This window comes from Chamaesiphon sp. VAR_69_metabat_338 (assembly GCF_031423935.1).
Taxonomy (GTDB): Bacteria; Cyanobacteriota; Cyanobacteriia; order Cyanobacteriales; family Chamaesiphonaceae; genus Chamaesiphon.
Genome location: NZ_JANPGM010000295.1, coordinates 1 through 1,822 on the forward strand (window position 1 = coordinate 1; position 1,822 = coordinate 1,822).

Here is a 1,822-nt window from a genome sequence, read left to right on the forward strand (position 1 = left end):
CATGGGAGTGGCACGTAAAATTTCCGCAACCACAGTTGCTGCCGTCCGGCCAGAAAATCGCGCCTGCGGTTCCATCACGAGTCGGTGAGCGAGTACGGCCACTGCAATTTCTTTGATCCGATCGGGCAAGACGAATTCATAGCCATCGAACAGAGCCAATGCCTGAGCGACTTTCACTAAGGCGATCGATCCCCGTGGACTGGCTCCCAACTGGACACCCTCAGCCCGTCGCGTGGCACCGATCAGATCCACCACGTAGCGTTTCACTTCTGGACTCACCCGAATCTGCTGTGCCTGTTGCTTCAAGGTCGCAATATCTTCTACTGCCAGACAGGGGCGCAATTGTTGACTGGAATGCTGACCGACGTGTTGAGAAATAATCTCGATTTCCGCCTCCGGCGAGAGATAACCCAAACTTAACTGCACCGCAAACCGATCCATTTGGGCTTCTGGCAGGGGATACGTACCTCTGGAATCTACCGGATTTTGTGTGGCAATTACAAAAAATGGATCGTCTAGTTTCTTGACGTTGCCGTCGATGCTTACCTGGGATTCGGCCATTGCCTCCAGTAGTGCAGATTGGGTGCGGGGCGAGGCGCGATTAATCTCATCAGCCAGGACGATGTTGGCAAAAATCGGCCCTTCATGGAAATGAAAAGCACGCTCGATCGGGTCTAAGATCGAAACCCCCAGAATATCGGATGGTAATAGATCTGGCGTAAACTGGATGCGTTTAAAGGAGACATCCACGGAACAGGCTAGAGCTTTGGCTAGGGTGGTTTTACCCGTACCGGGATAATCTTCTAGGAGTACGTGTCCCCCGCTAGCAAAGGCCGCAAGCAACATCCGAATGGCACCAGATTGACCCTTAACAACCCGTTCGATGTTGTGGTGCAGACGTTGGTAAATCTCTCGCCCAGCTACCCGCTGGGGCTTTGCAACGGACAAATCCATAACCAAACCTAGAGTACTCTCGTTTAGGGTACCCAGAACACCCCTGACGCTACCGCAGTTAAAGGCGATCGTCACTCGATCGCCGCCGCACGTAATTACAATGCTTCAATTTTAACGATACCGCCCTCAACATTATCGACCTGTAACCGATACCCGCGCAGTATTGCCAATCCTAGCAGCGGCTCCGTCTCTGATTCAGCAATATCAATCGATCGATACTCACCATCCCAGATTACAGTTCCGGTATAAAAGTCAAACAGGGTTTTGCTGCCATCCCCCAAGGTCGCTATATTAGAAGTTCTCCAAGACAATCCAAGGCGAACAATTATTTCAGATGGCAAAGACAAGAATCCATCAAATCCGGTATCAATTACAGTATTGACGAATTCTCGCTGTCCATTCAAGTTCCCGACAACTAAAGGAAGCGTTAGTTCATAACGAAAGTTAACAACTCCATGAATCATTAATCCTTTCTCAGACTCCTCGCTCCAAAATGATAGACAGCAATGTGTCCGATTCGTAGCGTCCAAGGTTGAGCATCCGGCTGGCGTTCAAATAGCCGATCGGTTGCACCCATGACAGTTTCATCGACCTCAAAATCTCCAGTTTCGATATCGATCGCCACAATCTTGCCATCATTTCCGGCTTCGACTTGCTGCCGAATCCCTGACTCATAGAGTTCTTGCCCACGTCGGGCTAATTCTTCTTTGCTATAACGTCGTTGGCGGACTGCCATAGGATCGCCCTCTGTTGTAACTTTGCCCTTCCATTTTACCCCGATCGATCGAAAAGAAAGTGGTCGATCGATCGAGGAGTGATACGGTTGAGAATCGATCGCGTAGCATCCCCAGGGCAGAATCGTTTTAAG

The 1,822-nt window shown here is 50.2% G+C and carries 3 protein-coding genes; all 3 read right to left on the minus strand.

Annotated features, from left to right (window positions below; all coding sequences use genetic code 11):
* The coding region (locus RMO84_RS08610; RefSeq protein WP_310488062.1) for a MoxR family ATPase at nucleotides 1-954 on the minus strand (954 nt) is incomplete at its 3' end.
* Nucleotides 955-1,049: 95 nt separating this feature from the next.
* The gene (locus tag RMO84_RS08615) at nucleotides 1,050-1,418 is read right to left on the minus strand and encodes a clan AA aspartic protease (protein WP_310488063.1); all 369 of its coding nucleotides are present in this window, start codon (nucleotides 1,416-1,418) and stop codon (nucleotides 1,050-1,052) included.
* Nucleotides 1,418-1,690 (minus strand): hypothetical protein, encoded by a 273-nt coding sequence (locus RMO84_RS08620; protein WP_396135805.1) that lies wholly within the window; start codon nucleotides 1,688-1,690, stop codon nucleotides 1,418-1,420. Before RMO84_RS08620 ends, RMO84_RS08615 begins: the two co-directional genes overlap by 1 nt.
* Between the last annotated feature and the right edge of the window lie 132 nt (nucleotides 1,691-1,822).